Source organism: Desulfuromonas sp. CSMB_57 (genome assembly GCF_020194955.2).
GTDB lineage: Bacteria > Desulfobacterota > Desulfuromonadia > Desulfuromonadales > Syntrophotaleaceae > JAFCIY02.
This window is the reverse complement of record NZ_JAFCIY020000048.1, coordinates 1-24,496: the sequence shown is the minus strand read 5'-3', so window position 1 is coordinate 24,496 and position 24,496 is coordinate 1. Positions and strand designations below refer to the sequence as shown.

Here is a 24,496-nt window from a genome sequence, read left to right as displayed (position 1 = left end):
ACATGATCGTCATCATCGATTACGGCATGGGCAATCTGCGCAGTGTGCAGAAGGGGTTCGAGAAAGTCGGTTTCGAGGCCCTGGTGAGCGACGATCCGCGCGTCATCGAAGGGGCCGACAAGCTGGTCTTGCCCGGGGTCGGGGCGTTTCGCGACTGCATGGACAATCTGCGACAGGGCGGCTTCATCGGGCCCATCGAGCGCCATATCGAGGCCGGTCGGCCGTTTCTGGGCATCTGTCTCGGCCTGCAACTGCTGTTCACCGAGAGCGAGGAATTCGGCTTGCATGCCGGCCTGAACATCATTCCCGGCCGGGTGCGGCGCTTTCCCGCCGATCTGCAGCAGGCCGGCCAGGCCCTCAAGGTGCCGCACATGGGCTGGAACCAGCTCGCCATCCAGCGTCCGGCGCCCCTCTTCGAAGGGGTGCCGAGCGGCGAGTCGGTCTATTTCGTCCATTCCTATTATGTCGAACCCGAGGACCCGTCGGTGGTGGCGGCCACGGCCGACTACGGCCTGACCTTCTGTGCCGCAGTGTGGCGGGACAACGTCATGGCCACCCAGTTCCATCCGGAAAAAAGCCAGCAGGTCGGCCTGCGCATTCTGAAAAACTTCGGTGGGATGTAAACCGGCCGCGGCCGGTCCCGTCCCATACCCATAAGTCATCACGGAAAGGATATCCATGCTTGTCATTCCGGCCATCGATCTGAAGGAAGGACGCTGCGTCCGGCTCGAACAGGGCCTGATGGAGCGGGACACGGTGTACAGCGACGATCCCGCCGGCCAGGCCCGCATCTGGCAGGAACAGGGCGGCGAACTGCTGCACATCGTCGATCTGGACGGCGCTTTCGCCGGCGTGCCGCGCAACCGGGAGGCCATCCGCGCCATCGTCGAGGCGATTTCCATTCCCACGGAGTTGGGCGGCGGCATCCGCGATCTGGCGACCATCGAGGCTTATCTGGAACTGGGGGTCGGCCGCGTCATTCTGGGTACTGTGGCCAAGGAAAATCCGGCCCTGGTGGCCGAAGCCTGTCGCCTGTTTCCGAGCCGCATCGTGGTCGGTATCGACGCCCGCGACGGTCTGGTGGCGGTGCGCGGCTGGGCCGACGTGACGGAAAAGCTGGCCCTGGATCTGGCCCGGGAGATGGAGAACTTCGGCGTCGAGGCCATCATCTATACGGATATCGCCCGCGACGGCATGATGGGCGGTCCCAATCTCGAGGCCACCCGCGCCCTGGCGGAAGCCATCCGCATTCCGGTCATCGCCTCCGGCGGCGTTTCCTGCCTGGAGGATATCCGCCAATTGCTGACCATCGAAGCCAGCGGCGTGACCGGGGTCATCACCGGCAAGGCGCTCTACAACGGCTCCCTGGATCTGCGAGAGGCGGTAGCCCTGGCGAAACAGCCGCGTCAGGCGGCCGGCTGACCCATGGGATCGAGCCGGTCGTTGGCCAACGGCAACCGGGGCAGGCTGTCGGAAAATGACCGCCAGACCTTGCAATCTCATCCGGGCATACTTACTTTGGATATAAAACCATGCTGACCAAACGCATCATACCCTGTCTGGATGTCAAGGACGGCCGGGTGGTGAAAGGCATCCAGTTCCTGGAACTGCGCGATGCCGGTGATCCGGTGGAAGCGGCCGAAGCCTACGATGCCCAGGGCGCCGACGAGCTGACCTTTCTGGATATCACCGCCTCCAGCGACAAACGCAACATCATATTGGATGTGGTGGCGCGCACCGCCGAACGGGTGTTCATGCCTCTGACGGTGGGCGGCGGCATTCGCGAAATCACCGATATCCGCAACCTGCTCAATGCCGGGGCCGACAAGGTTTCCATCAACACCGCCGCCGTCTACCGGCCGGATTTCGTCCAGGAAGCGGCCGAGCGTTTCGGCTGCCAGTGCATCGTGGTGGCCATCGATGCCCGCCGGGTGCCCGGCAGCGATCCGCAGCGCTGGGAAGTCTACACCCACGGCGGCCGCACCCCGACGGGCATCGACGCCGTGGAATGGGCGGCGCGCATGGAAGCCTACGGCGCCGGCGAGATTCTGCTGACTTCCATGGACTGCGACGGCACCCGGGACGGTTACGATCTGGCCCTGACCCGCACCGTCAGCGACCGGGTCGGGATCCCGGTCATCGCTTCCGGCGGGGTCGGCAACCTGGAGCATATCCGTCAGGGATTGACCGAAGGCGGCGCCAGTGCCGCCCTGGCGGCCAGTATCTTTCATTTCCGCGAATACACCATTCGCGAGTGCAAGGAATATCTGCAGCAGCGCGGCGTGCCGGCGCGGCTGTGACGGGGGACAAGGTGGCGAATCCGGCAATGGAAGAGATCCGTTTCAACGCCGATGGCCTGGTGCCGGCCATCGTCCGCCGGGCCGTCGACGGCGAGGTGCTGACCCTTTGCCATCTCAATGCCGAGGCCGTGGAACGGACTCTGGCCACGGGCCGTCTGCACCGCTGGTCCCGCTCCCGCAAGGCCCTGGTGGTACCGGAGGCCGGCGAGGCGGTGCGCGAGGTGCGCCTGAGCTGTTCCGGCGACGCCCTGCTGGTGGCGGTCGAGGGCCTGGCGACCGGCGGCAACTGTTTTTCCCGATTGCTGCAGGGTGACGGGACCCTGTCCCCCGCTACGCCGACCGAGGATATTCTCGAGGCGGTCTATCGGGTCATTCTGGAGCGTCGCGCCAATTCGTCCCGGCAGTCCTATGTCGCCTCCCTGTTCGACAAGGGACTGGACAAGATTCTCGGCAAGATCGGCGAAGAAGCGACGGAAACCGCCGTGGCCGGCAAGGGTGGCGACCCCGAGGCGGTGGTTTACGAAACCGCCGATCTGTTTTTTCACGTTCTAGTGCTGCTTGGCTACTACGAGTTGCCGCCGGAGCGGATCTATGCCGAACTGCGGCGCCGTTTCGGGCTGTCGGGCATCGCCGAAAAGGCCGGCCGGGCAGGATGAGGCGGAAGGCCGGGCGAGGCCTTGAAAAACCATCGTTGAATGGTCGCCACAGGGTCTCGGGGCACCCTCACCGAGGGTGTCTGGCGCCCGGATGGCGCCAGTCAAGCCCCAGGGATGGGTTCATGCGGCCCTCGGTGTGGGGGTCGTGAGACCCTTATCCACGGCAAGTGAATAGTTTCGAACCATTTTTATCAGGTTGGAGCGGTCATGAATCTCAAGCAGCAGTTGACGGAAGCCATGAAAACGGCCATGAAGGCCAAGGACAGCCTGCGGTTGAGCGCGGTGCGCATGATTCTGGCGGCCGTCAAGAACCGGGAGATCGAGCAGCGTCAGGAACTGGACGACGAAGCGGTGCTCGGGGTGCTGACCACCCTCGCCAAGCAGCGCCGGGAAGCCGCCCAGGCCTACCGGGACGGCGGCCGCGAGGACTTGGCCGCCAAGGAAGAGGCGGAACTGGCCATGCTGCAGGATTTTCTGCCGGCGCCTCTGACCCGGGAAGAACTGGTCGCCCTCATTGAGCGGGCGGTGGTGGAGACCGGCGCCGCAAGCATGAAGGACATGGGCAAGGTGATGAAGATCGTCAGCGCCGAGACCCTCGGCCGGGCCGACGGCAAAACCGTCAGCGATCTGGTCAAAGCTCGTTTGAGCGCCACCTGACGGCGCGGAAAGGGGGACCGGCGTGAACTGGCTGGATATGGCCATCCTGGTAGTCCTGGCAGGTTTCCTGGCCAAGGGACTGTTCCGGGGGCTGCTGAAGGAATTGTGTTCACTGCTGGGACTGTTCGGCGGCATCTTCGTCGCCGTGCGCTTCAATCCCTGGCTGGCGGAAGGGCTGATCAAAGTTTTCCGGGTGCCGGAAACCCTCGGCAAGGTGCTGGCCTTCATCCTGCTGTTTCTGTTTACGGTGCTGCTGTTCGCGGTCCTGGGGTTTGTCTTGTCGCGGTTCGTCTCGCTGCTGTTTTTGGGCGGGTTCAACCGGGTGGCCGGCGGTCTGTTCGGCCTGTTGGAAGGCGGCCTGCTGCTGACCCTGGTGCTTTACGGATTGTCCCATTGTTCCCGTCCGGAGGCCTTGCGCCAGGCCTTGCGGGGGTCCGAACTGGCGCCGCCCCTGGTCGAGTTGGGCGAGCGTCTGCTGCACAAGGAAGGCCGTGGCAAGGATTCCGCGCCGATGCGGACCACGGCGGCAAGAATATAGGCGGTAATGAACGAAGCGACCCTGCGGGTTCTCGAATTCGACAAAATCCTGGCGCTGTTGGCCGGTTTTACGGTGACCGGGCCGGGCCATGCGGAACTGCGGCAACTGCAGCCTCTGGCCCAACCGGAGGAGGCCGCCGAGGCCCTGGCCGAGGTGACGGAGATGACCGGCCTGCTGGAACGCGACGGTCGCCCCCCCTTGGGCGGCTGCCGGGATCTGACGGAGTCGCTGCGGCAGCTCCACAGCGAAGGGGCCTGGCTGCCGAGCGAAGATCTGCTGGACGTGCTGTCGAGCCTCGAAGCGGCGGCCGACTGCCGTCGCTATTTCGCTGCGGCGCCCGACGCGATTCGGCTGGCGACCTGGGCCGCGGGTCTGTCCCCCTGTGCGGCACTGGCGCGCGAATTGCGGGACAGCATCGGGCCGCGCGGCGACATTCTCGACAGCGCCTCCTTCGAGTTGGGCGAACTGCGTTACGGCATCCAGCGGTTGCGGGCCCGGATTCGCCGTGCCCTGGAGGATCTGCTGCACAAGGATGGCCTCGACGGCGTCTTTCAGGATCGCATCGTCACCGAGCGCAACGGCCGGTACGTGGTGCCGGTGCGAGCCGATGCCAAGGGCCGAATCAAAGGCTTGGTGCATGACGAGTCGGCCAGCGGCCAGACCTTGTTCGTCGAGCCCAATTCGGTCCTCGCCTGGAATAACGAACTGCAGTCCCTGCAGCGCGAGGAGCAGCGCGAACAGGAGCGCATTTTGCGGCGCCTGTCCGCCAGTGTCCGCGACCAGCGGGACGCTTTGCGCCACAATCAGCGGGTATTGGCACGTCTCGACGTGCGCGCGGCCAGCGGCCATTTTGCCCGGATGACCGGTGCCGTGGCGCCGCAATTGGCCGCCGCGCCGGAAATCACCCTGCTCGGGGCCCGCCATCCGCTGCTCATGTGCCGCGCCGACGGCGGTCTGCATGCGGAGGATGCCCAGCCTGTCGATCTGTGCCTGGAGGCGGCAGACCAGTTGCTGGTCATCAGCGGTCCCAACACCGGCGGCAAGAGCGTGGCCCTCAAAACCTTCGGTCTGCTGGTGCTCATGGTGCGTGCCGGGCTGCCGGTTCCCTGCCGACCCGACAGCCGGGTGTTCCTGTTCCCCCAGGTGCATGCCGATATCGGCGACGAGCAGAGCATCGAGCAGCACCTGTCGACCTTTTCGGGGCATCTGACCCGGCTGCGGGAGATTTTGCAGCAGGCCGGGCCGGATGCCCTGGTGCTGCTGGACGAACTGGGCACCGGTACCGATCCGGCCGAAGGCGGCGCTCTGGCCATGGCGTTGCTCGATCGGCTGCGGGCGATTGGCGCGCGGACCGTGGTCACCACCCATCTCAACCTCATCAAGGGGTATGCCTGCCTGCGCACCGGGGTGCGGAACGCGGCGGTGGAATTCGATCCCGTGACCTTGGCGCCGACCTACCGGCTGCATTACGGCATTCCCGGCGCCAGCCAGGCCTTTGCCATCGCCCGGCGTCTCGGTCTGCCCGAAGATCTGCTGGCTGATGCTGAGCAGTACCTGGGGGAAGGCGAACGGGCCGGCCTGGAAATCATGGAGCGCATCAACGCCCAGCAGGCGGCCCTGGAGCGGGAGTTGGACGACGCCCGGCGCCTGCGGCAGGAAGCCGCCCAGGAGCGGGACCGGCGGAAAAAACTGTTGGCCGAACTCGAGAGCCAACGGCAGGCGCTGCTGGAAAAATCCCGCCGCCGCGGCGAGCAACTGGTGCGGGAGACGGAACGCCAACTCAAGGAGTTGCTGGCCCAAGGGGGCCAGAGCGCCGCGCCCCTGCCCGAACAGGCGCGCCTGGCGGGGGCGGTGCGCGAGGTGCGCGACGCCCTGCAGCAGCCGGAGGCGCCGCCGCGCGGCGCCGGTCGCACGCCCAGGGGGGTGCGAACCGGTGAACTGTTGCGCATTCCGGCCCTGCGCGCCGAAGGCGAGGTGGTGCGGGTGCAGGACAAGGAGGTGGAGTTGAGCGTGGCCGGCAAAAAGCTGCGCTTGCCCCTGGCGGACCTGGAACAGTTTGCACCGCGCCGTTTTGTCTCCGGCAAGCCGCGGCCCGGTGCCGTGCGCAGCCAGGTAACGCGGGAAACCTTCAGTTCCCGGCTGGTGCTGGTCGGCCGGCGGGTCGACGAGGCCCTGCCCCTGCTGGAACGCTTTCTGGATGATGCCCTGCTGCACAACCTTCTGGAGTTGGAGGTGGTACACGGCAGCGGCGAAGGGGTTCTGCGGCGGGCGGTGCGCGAATATCTGGCCGGGCACCGGGAGGTGGCCGGCTTTCATGCCGGCGCGGTGAGTCAGGGCGGCGACAACATTACGCTGGTGCAACTGAGGCGCACATGACCGGTCTGATCGCGGAACAGACCATCGAGGAAATCCGGACGCGGGCCGACATCGTCGAAGTGGTGGCCCGGTACGTGACGCTGAAGCATTCGGGCCGCAATCATCTCGGTCTGTGTCCGTTTCACAGCGAGAAGACGCCCTCCTTCAATGTCAACGCCGAGCGGCAGATTTTCCACTGCTTCGGTTGCGGGGCGGGGGGCGACGTGTTTGCCTTTCTGATGCGCATGGAGGGACTGGCCTTTCCTGAAGCCGTGCGCCGTCTGGCCGAACAGGTCGGAGTCGAGGTCGGCGATGCCGTCCTGTCCGCCGAGGAGGAACAGCGGCGGGCGGAACGGGAGCAACTGCGGCGCATCACCGAGGTGGCCTGCCAGTTTTACCAGCAGCAGTTGCTGGAGGCTTCCGCCGGGGCGGCCGGGCGACAATATCTGCGACAGCGCGGCTTTGACGGGGAACTGGCGCGGCAATTCCGCCTCGGCTGGGCGCCCGATTCCTGGGACGCCCTGGCTCGTCATTTGCATGATAAAGGCTTCGAGGCCCCTCCGGCGCGGGAGCGCCTGGGGTTGCTGCGGGCCGGTCAGGAAGGGCGGAGCGATTACGATCTGTTTCGCCGCCGACTGCTGTTTCCGATTCTGGACGAGCGCGGGCGGCCGGTGGCTTTTGGCGGCCGGGTACTGGACGACAGCCTGCCCAAATACATCAATTCGCCCGAATCGCCCATCTACCACAAGAGCCGGGTGCTGTACGGGCTCTACCAGGCGCGCGAAGCCATGCGGCGCAGCGGCGCAGCCATCGTGGTGGAAGGCTATTTCGATCAGTTGGCCCTGTACCGAGCCGGCTTTCACAACGCCGTGGCCACCTGCGGTACCGCCCTGACGACGGAGCAGGCCCATCTGCTGAAGCGCTTCGCGAACCGGGTGCTGATGCTGTTCGACCAGGATGCGGCGGGGCAGAAAGCCACTTTTCGCGCCATGGACGTGTTGCTGGCCGAAGGGTTGGGCGCCGCCGTCGTGGCGCTGGAACCGGGCGATGACCCCGATTCCTTTCTGCGCCGCCACAGTGCCGCGGATCTGCAGACACGTCTGGACGCCGCCCGGCCGGTACTGGAAGTCTACATGGATACGGTACTGACGGCCCATGGCCCCGCCATCGAAGGAAGGGCGCGGGCCGCGGAGGAGATCCTCGGCAAGTTGCGGCTGTTGGCCAGCGATATCGAACGCGATCTCTACCTGCGCGAATTGGCACAGCGTACCGGTCTCGACGAGGCGCTGCTGCGCGGCAAGACGGCGGCCCCGGCCCGCAAGGTCGAGGCGCCGCCACTGCCGCCGCCCGGTCCTGCGGTCCGTCGCACCGAGGGGGCGCTGGTCAAGGCGCAACGCTATTTGCTGCGTCTGCTGCTGGCGGATGCCCGGCTGCGCGGGGAACTGGCGGCGGGGGATGTGGCCGAGTTGTTCAGCGACCTGGATTTTCAGGTGGTGGCGGCGCGCATTCTGGCAGCGCCCGAGCCGTTGGAGACACGGGCTGCCGCGACCCTGTGCGAAGGTTTGAATGATCAGCAAAAAGGCTTGCTTTCCGGTATTCTTGTAGAAGACGAAAATCAATTTGCCGAAGACCCCGAGGCGATGTTTCACGCCTGCCGCGCAACGGTGCTCAGAGAGCGCAGAAAACTCCGTTTCAAGGAATTGGCGGAGTTGGTGCGCGATGCCTATCGAAGGGGCGACACCGCCCAAATGGCGCAATGGCAGCGGGAAATGAATGAATTATCGCGCAGCATCAAGGGATGAACGGTAAAATGGAGCATGAAAACCCGTAATCTTCCCGCGCTGGAAGATTCAGAGGAGACAATCAGGCATGGCCAAGAAACATGGCATGGAAGATTTTCAGCAACTTATCGATATGGGCAAGGAAAAAGGCTACCTCACCTATGACGAGGTAAACGATTTCCTGCCCGAAGGCATGGTGTCCTCCGAACAGCTCGACGATGTCATGAGCCTGTTCGGCGAGATGGATATCGAAGTCGTCGATGCCGAGCAAAAGGTTCCCCTGCGGCAGGGCCAGGGCGGCGACGAAGAGGCCGGCGAGGACGGCGGCGAGGACGAAACCGAATACGAAGCCGGCGTGCTGGGTCGCACCAGCGACCCGGTGCGCATGTATTTGCGTGAAATGGGGCAGGTTTCCCTGCTGACCCGGGAAGGCGAGGTGGAAATCGCCAAGCGCATCGAAGAGGGGGAAGCCCTGGTGACGCGGGTCATCATGCGCACCCCCATCGCCTTCCGGGAAGTCATCGGTTTGGGCGACAAACTGACCCGCGGCCTGATCAGCGTGGCGGAAATCACCAAGGAATTCGAGGAAGAGGAAGGCAGCGAAGTCGAAGAACGGCAGCGGCAGCGCATCATTGACCTCATCGAGCGCATCAACGCCCGCAATGAGGAGTACATGGGCCTGCGCCAGCAACTGGCGGATGCCGCCGGCCGCCAGGAACGCGGCGAACTGGAGCGCCAGATCAAGGAACTGCATGCCCAGATCGGCGAATTGATGCGGGAGATCCGCCTCAAGGATTTCCAGGTGGACAAGATCCTCGATCGCCTCAAGGAGATGGCCCAGCAGGTCAAAAAGGGCATGGCCGAAGTCCAGGCCTGCGAGGAGGAGCTCAAACAGCCCCACCGGGAAATCAAGCGCCTGCTGCGCCGCATGCGCAAGAGCGACGAGGAAGCCCATCACATTTCCCAGGAACTGGGCGTGCCCATGGACACCCTGCTGGCGGTGGAAAAACGCCTGAAAAGCGCTCAGCGCAAATTCAAGCGGGTCGAGGAGGAGTCCAGCTTCGCGCCCGAAGAGCTGCTCGAATCCCTCAAGGAGGTCCAGAAGGGAGAATGGCGCGCCAAGGCGGCCAAGAGCGAACTGGTCGAGGCCAACCTGCGCCTGGTGGTGTCCATCGCCAAGAAATACACCAACCGCGGTCTGCAGTTCCTGGATTTGATCCAGGAGGGCAACATCGGCCTGATGAAGGCCGTCGACAAGTTCGAATACCAGCGCGGCTACAAGTTCTCGACCTACGCCACCTGGTGGATCCGGCAGGCCATCACCCGCGCCATCGCCGATCAGGCCCGCACCATCCGCATCCCGGTGCACATGATCGAAACCATCAACAAGCTGATCCGCACCAGCCGGCAACTGGTACAGGAGATGGGCCGCGAGCCGACTCCGGAAGAGATCGCCGAGCGCATGGAGCTGCCCCTGGAAAAGGTGCGGCGGGTGCTCAAGATCGCCAAGGAGCCCATCAGCCTGGAAACGCCCATCGGCGAGGAGGAGGATTCCTCCCTGGGCGATTTTATCGAGGACAAGGGCGTGGTATCGCCCCTGGAGGCGGTCATCAAGGGTAACCTGGCCGATCAGACCTCGCGGGTGCTGTCGACCCTGACCCCGCGCGAGGAGAAGGTGCTGCGCATGCGCTTCGGCATCGGCGAGAAGTCGGACCATACCTTGGAGGAAGTCGGCCAGGATTTTGCCGTGACCCGCGAGCGCATCCGTCAGATCGAAGCCAAGGCCCTGCGCAAGCTGCGTCATCCCAGCCGGGCCAAGCGCTTGAAGAGCTTTGTGGAGAGCTGAGACCTGCCAGAAGGCCCGGAAAAATCTTGACAGCGATATGGTGAAAACCTAAACTGAAAGACTGTTTCGGGCCTATAGCTCAGTTGGTAGAGCCACCGGCTCATAACCGGTTGGTCCCAGGTTCGAATCCTGGTGGGCCCACCACTCGGACAGGTCATGGAGTTGGCATTTCCATCGTCATATCGGCATGAGTAGACTGGCAGTACCCGGGGAGTGCAACGAACGAGTTGCACTCTTCTTTTTTCCCATCGATTGGTTATGAAGGAACGCATCGCACGCATTCAGGACCTGCTTGGGCTGGTCAACGGTCTCTATCCTCCGGCGCTGGCGGAAAGCTGGGATAACGTCGGACTGCAGGTCGGCGACCCCGCCATGCCCGTCAGCACGGTCCTCATTGCTCTCGACCCCTCGGCCGCGGCTTTGAACGCGGCGGTCGAGTCCGGGGCCCAGGCCCTGCTCTGCCATCATCCGCTACTGTTGCAGCCTCTGAAACGCCTGACGCCGGCGGACGAAACCGGGCGCCTGGTGCTGCAGGCCGTGCAGCAGGGCATCGCCGTACTCGCCGCCCACACCAATCTGGACAGCGCCCGGGACGGCCTCAACGACTGGCTGGCCCGGCTGCTGAACCTGCGGGATGCCGTGCCATTGGCGCCGCCCGACGGACAACTGCTGAAGCTGGTGGTGTTCGTACCGGCCGGCTACGAAGAGCGGGTTGCCGGCGCCCTTTACCAGGCGGGCGCGGGCCACATCGGCAATTACGATTGTTGCTCGTTCCGCAGCGACGGCACCGGCACCTTTCGCCCGGGCGCCGACAGCCGGCCCTTCATCGGCGCCGCCGGGCAGAGCGAGCGGGTGCGCGAAATCCGCCTGGAGACCATTCTGCCCCGCGACTGCGTGGCGCGCGCGGTGGAGCGCATGAGCAAGGCTCATCCCTACGAAGAGGTGGCCTACGATCTCATTCCCCTGGCCAATCGTCGCGCCGATGTCGGTTTGGGGCGTATCGGGCGCCTGCCGGAGCCGATTCCCTTGGATAGCTTTGCCGCTCAGGTGAAGCAGGTCCTGGGCATCCCGGTTCTGCGACTGGTCGGCGATCCGCAGCGCCGCATCGCCAAGGTTGCGGTTTGCGGCGGCAGCGGTGCGAGTCTGTTGGCAGAGGCCCGGCGCCAGGGTGCCGATGTCCTGGTCACCGGTGATGTCAAGTATCACGAAGCACGCGGAGCCCAGGCGCGGGGGCTGGCTCTGCTGGATGCCGGTCATTTTGCCACCGAGCGGATCATGGTCCGCGAGATGGCGACGGCTTTGCGCAAGGCGGCGCAGCAGCGCGGCCTGGCCATGGAATTTGTTGAACTTCAAGGGGAGGAGGACCCGTTTCAGGTGGTCTGAATCCCCTTTCTTCTTTTCGGATTCTTATCCGGAAAAAGCCAAACGGAAACATGGGAGGCAAAAACGTGCAAGCAAAGATGCAACTACTCAAGGCATTGCAGGAACTGGATCAGGAACTGAGCCAGATTCGCCAGCAGCAATCCGGCCTGGAGCAGGAACAGGCAGCCATGGCCGCGGAAGAGGGCCGGGTGCAGGATATGGTGGACAGCCTGTTGCGGGACTTGGAGGGTCTGGAAAGCGAACGCAATGCGTTGCGGCAGTCGCTGGGGCAGGAGCAGGAGCAGGTGCAGCGCTCCGAAGGCCGGCTGTCGGAAATCAAGACCCAGAAAGAATACCTGGCCGTGCTCAAGGAAATCGACACGGCGAAAAAGGTCAACAAGGACCTGCTGGACAAGATCCAGGAGAAAGAGAGCCAGATGGCCGCGCTGCGCCAGGAAATGGACGAAAAACAGTCCGAACTGGACGGCTTGCGGGCCCAGTTGGCCGAGCGCGGCTCCGAAATCAGCGCCGCCCTGCAAGCTTTCGGCAAGGTTCTGGAAGAAAAGGATGCCGAGCGTCAGGCGCACCTGGAGCCGCTGCCCTCGACGCTGCGCAAACGTTATCAGCAGCTCATGGACCGGCGCGGCGGCATCGCCGTGGTCGAGGCCAAGGACGGCACCTGCACCGGTTGCCACATGCATTTGCCGCCGCAGTTGTTCAACAGCCTGTATCGCACTACCGACATCCAGAGCTGTCCGCACTGCAGCCGGCTGCTGTTTGTGGTGCCGATTTCGGAGTGACGGGCGCCCAACACACGTTTTGAGGATGGTCGGAGAGGGACAGATGATCGCCGGCCGCTCCCGGTTTCGACCGGGGGAGGCGGGAGGAAAGTCCGGGCTCCATAGGGCAGGATGGTTCCTAACGGGAACCGGGGGCGACCCCAGGGAAAGTGCCACAGAAAGCAGACCGCCTGCCGAGGCTTTGGCCAAGGCAGGTAAGGGTGAAACGGTGAGGTAAGAGCTCACCAGTTCCGGCGGTGACGTCGGAAGCTCGGTAAACCCCATCCGGAGCAAGGCCAAATAGGGGAGTGTTTGAGGACGGCCCGTCCGAGACTCCCGGGTTGGCTGCTGGAGGCCGTCGGCAACGGCGGTCGTAGAGGAATGATCATCACCCTGCGGCGGGTAACCGCCACGGGGAACAGAACCCGGCTTACGGCCCTCTCCGGCCATCCTTGGTTCTTTTGGCGAAACTTTCAGTAAGGTGGAGCAGGGTCTCGCGCCCTTTCACGCCGAGAATCGCATGGTTGAAGAACGATGGCAGCGCTGGCAACAGCTCAGCGAGGCCCTGCGGTCCGCCCTGGCGGCCATGGATGAGCCCGGTCGCAACTGGTTGCGGCCGCGGCTGGCGCGCATCGCCGCGCTGCAGGAGCAGCTGGACGCCCTTTACCGGCAGGCGGGCGGACCGCGATGCTGTGCCGCTTGTCGCGGCGCCTGCTGCGCGGTGGGGGTTCACCACTTTACGCTGGTGAATTTTCTGGCCTTTGCCGAGGACGGACGGCAGCCGCCGGTCCCCGACTTCGCTCTGACCTGCCCCTTTCTCGGTCCGGCCGGATGCCGTCTGGATGCGGCCCACAGGCCTTTCAACTGCATCATTTTCTGGTGTGAAAAGGTGCTCGCCGGCCTGGATGGGGGGCAACAGGAGCAGGCCCGGCGGCTGGAAACCGAACTGCGCACCCTGTATCTCGAATTTGACGGACGGTTTGCCGGCTCCAGCCTGCGCGGCCTGTTTCTCGGCGCCGAACGGGTGCCGCCCGAACAATTATTGACGCCGAAAGCCATGGCCGGACCGATGCGATGACGAAAATGAGCTGACAACGGGAGGGGATGGGTATTCATGACCGAACAAGAGCCCTGTTTCGATGAAAGACTGCTGGCACTGGTCGATGAACTGGTGGCCCTGGGCCGGGTCCACCATCCGGAGATGATCCGGGAAATGGTCCTCAGTGCCCTGCAGACCGGTCGGCAAATCGATTATCTGGCCGATCTCAAGCTGATGCGCACCACCATGCAGGAGATGCGCTTTACCGGCCAGCTTTTCGGTCAGCACCGGGGCCGCAAGAAGGTGACCATCTTCGGCTCCGCCCGCACCGAGCCGGAGTCGCCCGTCTACCAGAAGTGCGTGGGTTTTGCCCGGCAGTTGGTGGCGCACGGCTACATGGTCATCACCGGGGGCGGCGGCGGCATCATGCAGGCCGGGAACGAGGGGGCCGGGGCCGAAAATTCCTTTGCCGTCAATATCCGCCTGCCCCACGAGCAGGAAACCAACCCGGTGATGTCGGAAAGCGCCAACGTCATCACCTATAAATATTTTTTCAATCGCAAGGTGGCGTTTCTCAAGGAAGCAGCGGCCGTGGCCCTGTTTCCCGGCGGGTTCGGCACCCTCGACGAGGCCATGGAAACCCTGACCCTGATGCAGACCGGCAAGAATCCGCCCATGCCCCTGGTGCTCATCGACGACGATGAGGGGGGCTACTGGGAGCGGCTGTTCAACTTCATGAAGGATCCGCTTCTCAAGCAGGGGCTCATTTCCGGCGAGGATTTCGGCCTGTTCAGCATCACCCGGGATCCGGCTGAGGCAGTGCGGATCATCGATGAATTTTACCGCGTCTATCATTCCATGCGCTTCGTCGGCAAGACCCTGGTCATCCGCCTCAACAAGCCTTTGACCCGGGAGCAGTTGGAGCTGTTGGAAAGGTCTTTTCCGGAGATCAAGGAACCGGACAGCCACCTGCAGTTGAGCGGCCCCCTGCCGGCGGAAAAGGACCAGCCCGATCTGCTGCCTCTGCCGCGCCTGATATTCCAGTTCAACCGGCGCAGCTACGGACTGCTGCACGCCTTCATTCGCCAGATCAACACCTTTTGACCCGGCACCGCGCAGGTGCCGAAAGGATGTCGACCATGACGAAAAACTCCCATTGTTCCTACTGCGGACACCCCTTTGCCGCCGATCAGCCCTGGCCGCGCACCTGCGGCAACTGCGGCCGGATCAGTTATGTCAATCCCCTGCCGGTGGTGGTCATGCTGCTGCCCGTGGCCGACGGCCTGCTGCAGATCCGCCGCGGCATCGAACCCGGGCGCGGCAAGTGGGCCTTCCCCGGCGGCTTCGTCAACCTCGGCGAAACCTGGCAGGAGGCGGGGGCGCGGGAGGTGTTGGAGGAGACCCACGTCCGCATCGATCCCGCCGAGATTCGCGAATTCCGGGTGCGCAGCGCGCCGGACGGCACCCTGCTGATCTTCGGGCTGGCGCGTCCCCGCCAAGTGGCGGAACTGCCGCCCTTCGCCGCGACGGACGAGACCACCGAGCGGGAGGTGCGTCGGGAGTTGACCGGCATGGCCTTTCAACTGCACGCCGAAACCGGCGAGGCTTTTTTCAACGGCTGTCGCTAAGTCTATTGGCGTTGGCGGGATCAATCAATCCGAGAATGAGGTTGTCATGGTGGATGAAAGGCACGACGAGGAAACGGGACAGGAAGAGGAAGATTTTGCCAAATTGCTCGAAGCGAGCCTGACGGAGACCGTGAAGCTGGAACCGGGCCGCAAGATCGAGGCCACGGTACTGCAGATCGGCCCGGAATGGATCTTCCTCGATGTCGGCCAGAAGGGCGAAGGAGTGCTCTCGGCCAAGGAGTTGTGCGACGATGAGGGCCGGCCGACGGTGGCGGTGGGTGATCGGATCAGTGCCTATTTTCTCTCCCGGGAAGGCGGTGAATTGCGTTTCACCACCCGCCTCGGCGGCGGGGCCGCCGGTCTGGCCCAGCTCGAGGAGGCCTGGCGCAGCGGCATTCCCGTCGAAGGCCGGCTGGAGAAGGAGATCAAGGGCGGCTACGAAGTGCGTCTGCCCGGCGGCGTGCGCGCCTTCTGCCCCTTTTCTCAACTCGGCCTGCGGCGTCTGGAGCATCCCGAGGAGGCTGTCGGCCAGAGCCGCGCCTTCAAGATCAGCCAGTTCAGTGAACAGGGCCGCAATATCGTCGTTTCCCATCGCGCCCTCCTGGAAGAGGAGCAGGCCCGCCAGCGTGAGCAGCTGCGGGAAACCCTCCACGTCGGCCAGGTGGTGCGCGGCACCGTGACCTCCGTGCGCGACTTCGGCGCCTTCATCGACATCGGCGGTCTGGAAGGCCTGCTGCCCATCGCCGAGGTCAGCTATGGCCGGGTCGAGGATCTGCACAGCGTGCTGCAGGTGGGCCAGGAGCTGGAAGTGGCCATCAAGGCCCTGGACTGGGAAGGCAACCGCTTCTCCTTCAGCCTGAGGGACACCCTGGCCGATCCCTGGAGCAAGGTCGGTTCGGTCTACGTCGAGGGCATGACCTGCACCGGCACCGTGGCGCGCCTGGCCACCTTCGGCGCCTTTGTCACCCTGGAGGAAGGCATCGACGGCCTGGTGCACATCTCCAAGCTTGGCGCCGGGCGTCATCTCAAGCATGCCCAGGAAGCCCTCAAGGTCGGCGAACCCCTGACCGTGACCATCGACAAGATTGATCGCGACCAGCGGCGCATCTCCCTGGTGCCGGCCGCCGCCCATGTCGAGGCGGCGGCACCGACCTCCTATACGGAGCGGGCGCCGAGCGCCGGCCTGGGCACTTTCGGCGACCTGCTCAAGGCCGGAGGTCGCAAGCCCAAGAAAAAACGCTGACCGGTCATTGGGTTTGTCATGCTGAGGAACGCTCACGCAAAAAGGCTCCCGGAAGCATTTTCCCGGGAGCCTTTTTGCGTGTTGCGGTGCTATTCAAACAGCGATCAGAGGATGGCGACCAGTTCGAATTCGAAGGTCAGATCCTCGCCCGCCAAGGGGTGGTTGGCGTCCAGGGTCACGTCTTCGTCGGTGACTTCGATGACGGTCACCACTTCGCTTTCGCCGTCCTCGTCCGTCACTTCCAGTTCCAACCCTACTTCCGGGGCCAGATCTTCGGGCAGTTCGGAGCGGTTGACGGAATAGACGTTCTCCTCGTCATATTCGCCGAAGGCGTCGGCCGCCGCAACCACGACGGTCTTTTTCTCCCCCGGCGCCATGCCCACCAGAGCTTCCTCGATGGCGGGAAAGAAATCCTCCTCGCCGATGACCATTTCCATGGGCCCGTTGTCGCAGCCGCAATCGTCGCAACCGCAGGCATCGCCTGCTTCGGCCAGGGTGGTGTCGAAAACCGTGCCGTCCTTGAGGGTGCCGGTAAAATGAATCTGGACGCGATCGCCCTTTTTGGCCTGTGCCATGAATTGTTCCTTCCCTGTTGGGTTGTTGGTGGTTGAAGGTCCGGCCGCTGCGCCTGGTTTCTGCGCGAAGCCGGTTGGTGCCAGTGTAACACAGTCCGCCGCCGGCGGCGGACCGAGGTTGATACTATTTTGCCCGGCGATTGTCAAGATTAAATGAGGCCTCAGGATTTTTTCAGCCGGATGCCATCGCCGGTCAGTTCGATGCGGCCGGCCTTGTACAGTCCGCCGACGGCTTTTTTGAACAGTTTTTTACTCATGCCCAGGTTGCGCTGAATGATCTCCGCCGGGGTGTCGTCCTTCCAGGGTACAAAACCTTCCGGCTCCAGGGCCGCCAGCAAGGTTGCCACGGCCAGTTCCGTATCCTCCTTGCCACCGCGGCTGCGGGTGACGTCGACCTTGCCGTCAGGGCGTACGGCCTTGACAAAGCCCTTGAGACGGTCGCCGGGTTTCATGCCGGAACGCACCTCGGTCCGGTAGAGCAGGGCGCCATAGCGATGATTGACGATGACCTTGGCTCCCAGATCGGTGAACTGCCACAGGATCAGGTCCACAGGCTGGCCCTCCTGCAACTCGATGTTATCCGTTTCCAGCCATTTCTGGATGCGGCCGCTGGCGAAGCAGCGACCCTGGTCGTCGAGGCAGACCCGCACCAGATAGTGGCGGCCTTCCCGCATGCGATCCGGCTGCTCGCTGAAAGGCACCAGAAGTTCCTTTTCCAAGCCCCATTCCATAAAGGTACCCTGCTGGTCGGCCTTGTTGACTTTCAGCAGGGCGAATTCCCCGACCTGGGCCAGAGGCCGGCGGATGGTCGCCATGGGCTCGCCGGCATGCAGATACAAAAACACGCTGACGTCGCTGCCGGGACGGGAGCCTTCCGGCACCTGCCGCGCCGGCAGCAGCACCTGGGTGTCGCCGGCCCTCAGCCAGGCACCGCGGTGATCGATATGGTCGATGGTCAGGATCTGAACCCGGCCGATGTCCAACATGATGAACCTCCGAAAAAGGGGTGGCGAAAGCAGCGCTGCCAAACTCAGCAGGGGTGGTCATCCTCCGGGGTGAAGCGGGCCACCGTTCGGCCGTTGCGCTCCAGGATATCGCAGAACATGGCCAGCGGCCGGATCCAGACGCCGCCGTCGCCGTACAACTGGCGGTAGACCACAAACCATTCCTCGGTCTCGCTGTGCCGGGCTACCTCCAGCACTTCATAAAGCTGGCCCTTGAAATGGCGATAACGGCCTTTTGGGATGGGCATGGCGATGGGGCTCCCGGTTGGTGTGATATCAAATTTACCGCAGAGGGCGAACAGAACGCAAAAAAAGCTCAAAATAACTGAGTCTGGCCAGGCACAACGAGGATAAGGGCGACGACAAAGGGGCCGCGGCAGCGGCCCCCTGAACAACAAGTATCGGGCGCCTATGCCGTCAGTCCAGCAGATCGACGATGTTTGCCGCCATGCCGGTGTAGGAAGCCGGGGTCATATCCAGCAGGCGCTGCTTGTCCGCTTCGGCCAGTTCCAGGGTTTCCACGAAGGCACGAATGGTGTCCCGGTCGATGGCCTGGCCGCGGGTCAGTTCCTTGAGCTTCTCGTAGGGCTTCTCAATGCCGGCCTTGCGCATTACCGTCTGGATGGGCTCCGCCAGCACTTCCCAGGCGTGGTCCAGATCGGCGGCCAGCTTGTGCTCGTTCAACTTCAGCTTGCCAAGACCCTTGAGGGTGGCGCGGTAGGCGATCATGCTGTAGCCGAAGCCGACCCCCATGTTGCGCAGCACTGTCGAATCCGTCAGGTCGCGCTGCAAACGCGAAACGGGAAGCTTGGCCGACAGGTGGCCGAAGATGGCGTTGGCCAGGCCGCAGTTGCCCTCGGAGTTTTCGAAGTCGATGGGATTGACCTTGTGGGGCATGGTCGAGGAACCGACTTCGCCGGCGACGGTCTTCTGGCCGAAGTAGGCCATGGAGATGTAGGTCCAGATGTCCCGGTTGAGATCGATGAGAATGGTGTTCCAGCGCGCCAGGGCGTCGAACAGCTCCGCCATGTAGTCATGGGGCTCGATCTGGGTGGTGAACAGGTTCTGCTTCAGGCCCAGTTCTCCTTCGATGACCCCCTTGGCCAGGGCCGGCCAGTCCACCGCCGGGTAGGCGGAGAGATGGGCATTGAAGTTGCCCACCGCGCCGTTGAGCTTGCCGAGCAGTTCCACCTGCGCGATGTTGCGGCTCTGCTTCCGCAGGCGGGCGGCGAACACCGCCAGTTCCTTGCCGATGGTGGTCGGCGAGGCGGTCTGGCCGTGGGTGCGGGCCAGCATGGGCACGTCCCGGAACTCGACGGCCAGGCGCGTGAGAAAGGCGACGATCTCCTCCTGCAGCGACGTCAGCGCCGCCAGCCCGTCCTTGAGCATCAAGGCGTGGGAGAGATTGTTGATGTCCTCCGAGGTGCAGGCGAAGTGCAGGAATTCGGACAGGTCCTCCAGGGAGGTGCCGGTCAGCTTCTCCTTGAGGTAGTATTCCACGGCCTTCACATCATGGTTGGTCACCGCCTCGATCTTCTTGATGCGCTGCGCCTCGTCCGGATTGAAATCGACGAAGATGGCCCGCAGGCGCCGTTCCTCCTCGGCGGTCACGGCGCGGCACTCGGCAATGCCGGGTTCGGCGCACAGCGCCAGCAGCCACAGCACCTCCACCTTCACCCGGTTGCGCAGCAGGGCGTATTCGGAAAAGCACTCCGTCAGTACCGAAACCTTCGATGCATAACGCCCGTCCAGCGGGCTGATGGCCGTGATCATGGCAAGCCTCCTTCGCGTTTTGAACAAACGCATACTATAGAGAGGATGGGGGAATTCTGCAACAGTATTATGGGGTTTTGGGCGATGGGTTGAGGAGGGGGAAAAAATTAAAATGATTGACGGAAGCGGGATTAAGAGTCATAAAAATAGAAAAATTTTCATCCTTCCGTGGCTCGGCGATTTGAGGGCGTTCGTGCCCTTGTTTTCAGCGACCGCAGTTGATGGAATCGTGTTAGAGCGTAAATTTCCCAGCGCACCTTACCCATAGCGGTGGCAATGGGTTTTTCCTCAGGAAAATCGTGGGAAGAATGTCCAAACCGGAGAGGAAGGGCGACATCATATTCATGAGACTCTGCTTCAGGGGGCCATAAAAGAAGCGGTTTCCAGAGCCGGGCTGGTAAAACGCATCGATTGCCATACCTTTCGGCATTCCTTTGCCATGCACCTGCTTGAGGATGGCTGCGATATTCGGACGATCCAGGAATTGCTCGGCTGCAGAAATGTCAAATAACTGCAATTAAATGCTTAAAAATTATATTGAAGGCAACATCTATGGATATGACACTGTGGCCGAGAGGGATGACAACGAAAAATACAGGAGAGAGGATAACATTGACAATTATTTTCAAAATAATGGTCATCATTATGGTGCTGATGGTTGTCAGTGGTTGCGGGACTACCTGGCATGTTGAGCCGAAAGTAGCCGAAATCGACTCTGGAGGTTTTTGTGTGGTTGGGCATGTGGAGTACGAAGGCAATGACAATTATCTCCCGAAAACCATCAAAAGGGGGCGCGAAGGTGAAAGCTTGCCGACCATCAAGTACGAATACAAGATAGGATATGGAAAAGACAATTTTCCAGAAATATTTCCACTCTTAAATCCTTTGTCTCTCGTAGGCTTCCCTGTTGGTTCTGACAGTATTGTGATTTTCGGGGAGCTTGTTATTCAGAAACATGATTTTTTGAGACAATACCGGTCTACATGCCTTATCAATAATAGACGAAGTCTGTTTTATCAAGGTAAAACACTTTCAGAATTACGAAAAAATGGACTTTTGATGATCAAAAAAAATATCGAATCACAAATGGTTAACGACAGGGAGTTCCTGTCTAATTTGATCCGATAATTGTTTTCTCCAAAAAGGAGGCAGTCAATGTGCGTTCAAGTTCGTAAGGCTGTTGTCGTTCTCACTCTGCTGGCGCTGGCGCTTCTTGCTGGCTGTGCCAACCTTGGCCATGTCTACCAGGAAGAGCTTGTCCCTCAGAACAAGGGGGTGGTGTACATCTACCGTCCGAGCAGATTTATCGGCGGTGGTGTATCGTATGACGTCAAAGTTGGCGAGACTCCTGTGACGACTTTGTACAATGGTGGATATTTTCCGTATTTCTCCGACCCCGGCGAAGTCGAGTTCTGGGCAAAGACGGAAAGCAGAAGCGCCGTGACTTTGGATATCAAGGCTGGCGAAACCTACTTTGTAAAAGGGACGGTGGGTGTTGGCCTGCTTGTCGGCCGTCCACACTTGACTGTGGTGCCGAATGAAGCTGCGGGTAAGGAAATCGCTGACTGCAAATTGATTCCGGACAAACAGCTTTCGGCTAAAGCCAAATAGATCTACGGTTAGGCTTCCGAGATCTGATCCGGCGACTCGTTGGCGGGTTCAATCTGTTTTTAACAATCGTAGTGACAGACGAGAAAAGTCTTGGTGGTTCTCGAAACTTGCAGTGGTGCGCGCCCACCTCATCGCGGTCGCGCATACACGCCTTGGCCTCATAAACTACTTTGGGATCAATACAATAGCTGTCAGAAAAGGAAAAGAATAGATGGCCAAATGTGCATTTTGTGATAGGACTATTTTGTTCGGCGGGAAAAAGGCAGAAGGTCTTGCTTTTTGTAACGATAAATGTTTGGCAAATGCCCGCTTCACTCTGGTTGCAGATCAGGTGCCGGAAGACATTGTTTTTGCGCAGGTACATGAAATTCACTCTGGTCCTTGTCCGGTTTGCGGAAAAAATCGCGGCCTTGTTGACGTGCATACCTCGCATAAAGTTGCTTCTTTCCTTGTCGTCACATCTTGGTCTAGTGCTCCGCGAATTTCTTGCAACACATGCGGCATCAAAGCAAAACTTGGGGCGACCGTTTACTCATTAGTGCTTGGATGGTGGGGAGTTCCATGGGGTTTTGTAATGACTCCCGTGCAGGTCCTGAGAAACTTGGTGGGCTTGTTAAGCATGGAAACATCCATGACTCCTTCAGCGAAACTTGAGCAACTTGTACGGATGAGTATTGCGTCACAAACTCTTGAGGAGAAAAATAAGAGCCATTGCGAATCTCAAGATTTTTCATTCTAGGGTGATCGTCTAAAGGTCAAGTGCTAGCCAATCATTTTCAGGGGTTAGTGAAGTAAGTCCAAGTCTTGGGGGTTGAAGAAAAAGTGGCTTCCATATTTCTGCTAGGATCGACGAACGCACTTCTCCGAATGGTTTGGTTGCCCTAAATTCTGGCAATTTTTCTCGCTCGCCGACTTTTTGCGACTGCATCAAAAAACGTCTTGCTTTAAAATCCCCGCTCCGGACCCATAGCCTCCTTCGCCCAATTCCTGACCGGAAGAGCTGCTCTGATCGGTGGGAACCAATGATTCATAGGATGCCAAGCGCCGCCCGCACCTTGTTGCTTAATTCGCCCAAGGTAAAGGGCTTCTGGATGAATTGCCCGTCTTTCTCGAACACGCCGTGGGGAGCAATGACGGTGGCGGTATAGCCGGACATGAACAGGCATCTGAGATGGGGATGCTTGGGGGCCAGGCGCTTGGCCAGATCGCTTCCGTTGATCTCCGGCATGATCACGTCGGTGATCAGCAGGCGGATTTCGTCGGCGTGCTGTTCAGCCAGGTCGATGGCTTCCGCCGGCGAACCGGCTTCCATTACCCGGTAGCCGAGGGTTTCCAGCATCATCGCAACGGTACCCCGGATCGACGGGTCGTCGTCGACCAGCAGTACGCATTCGGTGCCCTTCTGGGGATGAGCGACGGCTGGCTGGAGCTGGAGCGGCTCTTCGGCTCCCCCATGCCGGGGCAGGTAAATCTCGAAGGAAGTTCCTTGGCCCGGTTGGCTGTAAACTTTTATCAACCCTTCATTCTGTTGGACAATGCCGAAAACCGTCGACAGGCCCAGCCCGGTGCCCTTGCCCACGTCCTTGGTGGTGAAGAAGGGTTCGAAAATCCTGGCCTGCGTCGCTGCATCCATGCCGCAGCCGTTGTCGCTTACGGTGAGGGATACGTAATCGCCGGGAGTGCAGCCAGGATAAGCGGCGCAATCGGCTCTGTCGATGGTGAGGTTTGCCGTCTCGATGGTGAGGCGGCCACCGCCGCTGATGGCATCTCGGGCATTGACGCTCAGGTTGGCCAGTACCTGGTCCATCTGGGTGGGGTCCATCCTGACCGGCCAGAGATCCGCCCCCGGTCGCCAGACCAGCTCGATATCCACGCCGATCAAACGGTGCAGCATCTGCAGAAGGCCATGTATGTTTTTGTTCAGATCGAGCACCTTCGGCACGACCGGCTGCCGGCGGGCGAATGCGAGCAACTGCCGGGTGAGGCCGGCGGAACTTTCGGCGGCCTGTTGAATTTGCTGCAGAGGGTGAAAGAGGGGCTGAGCCTCGCTGGTCTGCATAAGGGCCAGCTCCGCATAACCCAGGATAACCGCCAGCTTGTTGTTGAAGTCGTGGGCGACTCCACCGGCCAGTTGCCCGATGGCCTCCATCTTCTGCGCTTGCATGAGTTGGGCCTTGAGCTGCTTGCGCTCGGTGATGTCTTCGTAGATGCCAAGCATGCCGATGATTTCCTGCTGGTCGTTGCGGAGGGGGACTTTGGAAGTGCGAATCCAGAGCAGTTCTCCATCCGGGCTGGCCAGTTGTTCCTCGTAGGCAAGCTTGGCTACGCCGGTATCGATAACCTGCTCATCGTCCCCTCGGAACTTTTCGGCTTGTTCCTTCCAGGGAAATTGGTAGTCGTCCTTGCCGATCAGTTCCTCGGGGTGCGACCGCCCGGCATCCCGAGCAAAAGCGAGGTTGCAGCCCAGATAGCGGGATTCCCGATCTTTCCAGAAGATCCTCATCGGCGCCGTATTGACAATGGTCTGCAGCAGTCTGTTGGCCCCGGCCAGCCTCTCTTCCGCCCGCTTGCGCTGCTTGATCTCTCGGGTAAGTTTCCGGATCCAGAAAATCAACCCCACCAGTGCTGCCACAAAGACGGCCAGCACCCGCCAGAACAGGCGATAGTCGAAGTCTGGCTCATAAAGGTTGGGGACCCATTGGCGGTAGATGGCGGTTCGTTCTTCCGGAGAGATGGAATCGATGGCTTTCTGCAGAATGCCGGCCAGGATGGGCCAGTCTTTTCGAACCGCCATGGATAAGGCGTATTCGTAGGGGCTGATTCCGGCAATCTTGAGATCGTTGGCTCTGAGCTTGGCCAGATAATGGCTGATGACCAGCAGGCTATCGATAAAACAGGAAACGTCACCCCTTCGCAGACTGTGCAGTCCTTCTTCCACAGTCTGCACTTTGACGAGGTGGATATCCGGAAAGTCCCGCGACAGCCACTCGACCAGGGCGTAGCCGTCGACGACGGCCACCTTGTGCCCCGAAAGTTCCCGCATGTCCCCGATATAGGTGATCGCTTCCCGGGCCAGGATCACGATGGGAATGTTGAGGTAGGGCTGGGTGAAGGAGAGAAATTTGCCGCGTTCGGGGGTTTTGGAGAGGCAGCTGGTCATGTCGAGGTCCCGCCGTTGCAGCCGGGCCATCCCTTCCTGCCAACTCAAATCGGGCACCCTCTCAAAGGTGATGCCCAATCGTTCCTCGACCAACTGCAGGTAGCTTTCGGCAAGGCCGGATGGATTATCCTTCGGGTCGGTAAATTCAATGGGCGCCCAAGCCGGATCGTGCGTCACCCGAATCACCGA

Annotated in this window: 23 protein-coding genes, 1 tRNA gene, 1 other RNA gene and 1 pseudogene; 21 read left to right on the top strand and 5 right to left on the bottom strand. The window is 61.6% G+C overall.

Going from position 1 to position 24,496, the window contains the following annotated elements; all coding sequences use genetic code 11:
- The first annotated feature begins 2 nt into the window (after window positions 1–2).
- The 17 genes from hisH to rpsA all read left to right on the top strand — a co-directional run bounded on the left by hisH (window position 3) and on the right by rpsA (window position 16,184).
- Window positions 3–623, top strand: coding sequence for an imidazole glycerol phosphate synthase subunit HisH (gene hisH / locus JQN68_RS12960; protein WP_225072824.1), 621 nt, complete (start codon window positions 3–5; stop codon window positions 621–623).
- Window positions 624–678: 55 nt separating this feature from the next.
- The gene (gene hisA / locus JQN68_RS12955; RefSeq protein ID WP_225072825.1) at window positions 679–1,422 is read left to right on the top strand and encodes a 1-(5-phosphoribosyl)-5-[(5-phosphoribosylamino)methylideneamino]imidazole-4-carboxamide isomerase; all 744 of its coding nucleotides are present in this window, start codon (window positions 679–681) and stop codon (window positions 1,420–1,422) included.
- Window positions 1,423–1,532: 110 nt separating this feature from the next.
- Window positions 1,533–2,300, top strand: coding sequence for an imidazole glycerol phosphate synthase subunit HisF (gene hisF, locus JQN68_RS12950; protein ID WP_225072826.1), 768 nt, complete (start codon window positions 1,533–1,535; stop codon window positions 2,298–2,300).
- Between the two features lie 320 nt (window positions 2,301–2,620).
- Window positions 2,621–2,956 (top strand): phosphoribosyl-ATP diphosphatase, encoded by a 336-nt coding sequence (locus tag JQN68_RS14805; protein WP_225072845.1) that lies wholly within the window; start codon window positions 2,621–2,623, stop codon window positions 2,954–2,956.
- A gap of 207 nt (window positions 2,957–3,163) precedes the next feature.
- A complete protein-coding gene (locus tag JQN68_RS12935) occupies window positions 3,164–3,613 on the top strand; it encodes a GatB/YqeY domain-containing protein (protein WP_225072827.1) in 450 nt (149 codons plus the stop codon).
- 22 nt (window positions 3,614–3,635) lie between these two features.
- Entirely contained in the window at window positions 3,636–4,151 is a 516-nt protein-coding gene (locus tag JQN68_RS12930) for a CvpA family protein (RefSeq protein WP_225072828.1), read from the top strand.
- A 6-nt stretch (window positions 4,152–4,157) separates the two neighbouring features.
- A complete protein-coding gene (locus JQN68_RS12925; RefSeq protein ID WP_225072829.1) occupies window positions 4,158–6,527 on the top strand; it encodes an endonuclease MutS2 in 2,370 nt (789 codons plus the stop codon).
- The gene (dnaG, locus tag JQN68_RS12920) at window positions 6,524–8,308 is read left to right on the top strand and encodes a DNA primase (protein WP_225072830.1); all 1,785 of its coding nucleotides are present in this window, start codon (window positions 6,524–6,526) and stop codon (window positions 8,306–8,308) included. The genes JQN68_RS12925 and dnaG overlap by 4 nt, the downstream gene beginning before the upstream one ends.
- Window positions 8,309–8,375: 67 nt before the next feature.
- On the top strand, window positions 8,376–10,133 hold the full coding sequence (gene rpoD / locus JQN68_RS12915; RefSeq protein WP_225072831.1) for an RNA polymerase sigma factor RpoD: 1,758 nt from the start codon (window positions 8,376–8,378) through the stop codon (window positions 10,131–10,133).
- A 68-nt stretch (window positions 10,134–10,201) separates the two neighbouring features.
- Window positions 10,202–10,277 (top strand) — tRNA-Ile (locus tag JQN68_RS12910).
- A gap of 114 nt (window positions 10,278–10,391) precedes the next feature.
- Window positions 10,392–11,516 carry a Nif3-like dinuclear metal center hexameric protein gene (locus JQN68_RS12905; protein WP_225072832.1) on the top strand — a complete coding sequence of 375 codons (1,125 nt, stop codon included), beginning with the start codon at window positions 10,392–10,394 and terminating at the stop codon, window positions 11,514–11,516.
- A gap of 65 nt (window positions 11,517–11,581) precedes the next feature.
- Window positions 11,582–12,295, top strand: coding sequence for a zinc ribbon domain-containing protein (locus JQN68_RS14800; RefSeq protein WP_349632324.1), 714 nt, complete (start codon window positions 11,582–11,584; stop codon window positions 12,293–12,295).
- Window positions 12,296–12,326: 31 nt separating this feature from the next.
- An RNA gene (rnpB, locus tag JQN68_RS12895) (RNase P RNA component class A) lies at window positions 12,327–12,722 on the top strand.
- A 72-nt stretch (window positions 12,723–12,794) separates the two neighbouring features.
- Complete coding sequence (locus JQN68_RS12890) at window positions 12,795–13,352, top strand: hypothetical protein (protein WP_225072833.1); 558 nt, start codon at window positions 12,795–12,797, stop codon at window positions 13,350–13,352.
- Window positions 13,353–13,388: 36 nt separating this feature from the next.
- Complete coding sequence (locus tag JQN68_RS12885) at window positions 13,389–14,417, top strand: LOG family protein (protein ID WP_225072834.1); 1,029 nt, start codon at window positions 13,389–13,391, stop codon at window positions 14,415–14,417.
- Between the two features lie 35 nt (window positions 14,418–14,452).
- Window positions 14,453–14,941, top strand: coding sequence for an NUDIX domain-containing protein (locus JQN68_RS12880; protein WP_225072835.1), 489 nt, complete (start codon window positions 14,453–14,455; stop codon window positions 14,939–14,941).
- A gap of 46 nt (window positions 14,942–14,987) precedes the next feature.
- Window positions 14,988–16,184 carry a 30S ribosomal protein S1 gene (gene rpsA, locus JQN68_RS12875; RefSeq protein WP_225072836.1) on the top strand — a complete coding sequence of 399 codons (1,197 nt, stop codon included), beginning with the start codon at window positions 14,988–14,990 and terminating at the stop codon, window positions 16,182–16,184.
- A 104-nt stretch (window positions 16,185–16,288) separates the two neighbouring features.
- On the opposite strand, the gene JQN68_RS12870 is transcribed toward rpsA, so the two are convergent.
- From JQN68_RS12870 to purB, 4 genes are all read right to left on the bottom strand, one after another.
- Entirely contained in the window at window positions 16,289–16,759 is a 471-nt protein-coding gene (locus JQN68_RS12870; RefSeq protein ID WP_225072837.1) for an FKBP-type peptidyl-prolyl cis-trans isomerase, read from the bottom strand.
- A 161-nt stretch (window positions 16,760–16,920) separates the two neighbouring features.
- Window positions 16,921–17,745 carry a CvfB family protein gene (locus tag JQN68_RS12865; protein ID WP_225072838.1) on the bottom strand — a complete coding sequence of 275 codons (825 nt, stop codon included), beginning with the start codon at window positions 17,743–17,745 and terminating at the stop codon, window positions 16,921–16,923.
- A 44-nt stretch (window positions 17,746–17,789) separates the two neighbouring features.
- The gene (locus JQN68_RS12860) at window positions 17,790–18,011 is read right to left on the bottom strand and encodes a DUF1653 domain-containing protein (RefSeq protein ID WP_225072839.1); all 222 of its coding nucleotides are present in this window, start codon (window positions 18,009–18,011) and stop codon (window positions 17,790–17,792) included.
- Window positions 18,012–18,180: 169 nt separating this feature from the next.
- Window positions 18,181–19,536, bottom strand: coding sequence for an adenylosuccinate lyase (gene purB, locus JQN68_RS12855; RefSeq protein WP_249621231.1), 1,356 nt, complete (start codon window positions 19,534–19,536; stop codon window positions 18,181–18,183).
- Between the two features lie 271 nt (window positions 19,537–19,807).
- On the opposite strand from purB, the pseudogene JQN68_RS12850 reads away from it, so the two are divergent.
- The 4 genes and pseudogenes from JQN68_RS12850 to JQN68_RS12835 all read left to right on the top strand — a co-directional run.
- Window positions 19,808–20,047, top strand: a pseudogene (locus tag JQN68_RS12850) (tyrosine-type recombinase/integrase); the annotation flags it as partial.
- Window positions 20,048–20,088: 41 nt separating this feature from the next.
- On the top strand, window positions 20,089–20,664 hold the full coding sequence (locus JQN68_RS12845; RefSeq protein ID WP_225072841.1) for a hypothetical protein: 576 nt from the start codon (window positions 20,089–20,091) through the stop codon (window positions 20,662–20,664).
- Between the two features lie 27 nt (window positions 20,665–20,691).
- Window positions 20,692–21,147: a DUF2846 domain-containing protein gene (locus JQN68_RS12840; protein ID WP_225072842.1), complete on the top strand. Its 456-nt coding sequence runs from the start codon at window positions 20,692–20,694 to the stop codon at window positions 21,145–21,147.
- A 211-nt stretch (window positions 21,148–21,358) separates the two neighbouring features.
- On the top strand, window positions 21,359–21,886 hold the full coding sequence (locus JQN68_RS12835; protein WP_225072843.1) for a hypothetical protein: 528 nt from the start codon (window positions 21,359–21,361) through the stop codon (window positions 21,884–21,886).
- A 288-nt stretch (window positions 21,887–22,174) separates the two neighbouring features.
- Here JQN68_RS12835 and JQN68_RS12830 read toward each other — a convergent pair.
- Window positions 22,175–24,496: ATP-binding protein (locus JQN68_RS12830; RefSeq protein WP_225072844.1), on the bottom strand; the 2,322-nt coding region annotated here is incomplete at its 5' end.